Here is a 350-nt window from a genome sequence, read left to right on the forward strand (position 1 = left end):
CCCGAGCTGTCCTACGACTACGGTGCGCTCGAGCCGCACATCTCCGGGCGGATCATGGAGCTGCACCACTCCAAGCACCACCAGGCCTACGTCACCGGCGCGAACACCGCCCTGGAGAAGCTCGCCGAGGCCCGCGAGTCCGGCGACTTCGCCGCGATCAACCTCCACGAGAAGAACCTCGCGTTCAACCTCGGCGGCCACGTCAACCACTCCGCCTTCTGGACCAACCTCTCCCCCGAGGGCGGCGGCGAGCCCACCGGCGAGATCGGCGCCGCGATCGACGAGCACTTCGGCTCCTTCGACGCCTTCAAGAAGCAGTTCGCCGCCGTCGCCGCCGGCGTCCAGGGCTC

The 350-nt window shown here is 69.1% G+C and carries 1 protein-coding gene; it reads left to right on the plus strand.

The window, feature by feature from the left end:
- Positions 1 to 350: superoxide dismutase (locus GJV82_RS19295; protein WP_196217327.1), on the plus strand; the 350-nt coding region annotated here is incomplete at both ends.

The sequence above is a fragment of the Cellulosimicrobium composti genome, from assembly GCF_009711085.1.
Lineage (GTDB): Bacteria > Actinomycetota > Actinomycetes > Actinomycetales > Cellulomonadaceae > Cellulosimicrobium > Cellulosimicrobium composti.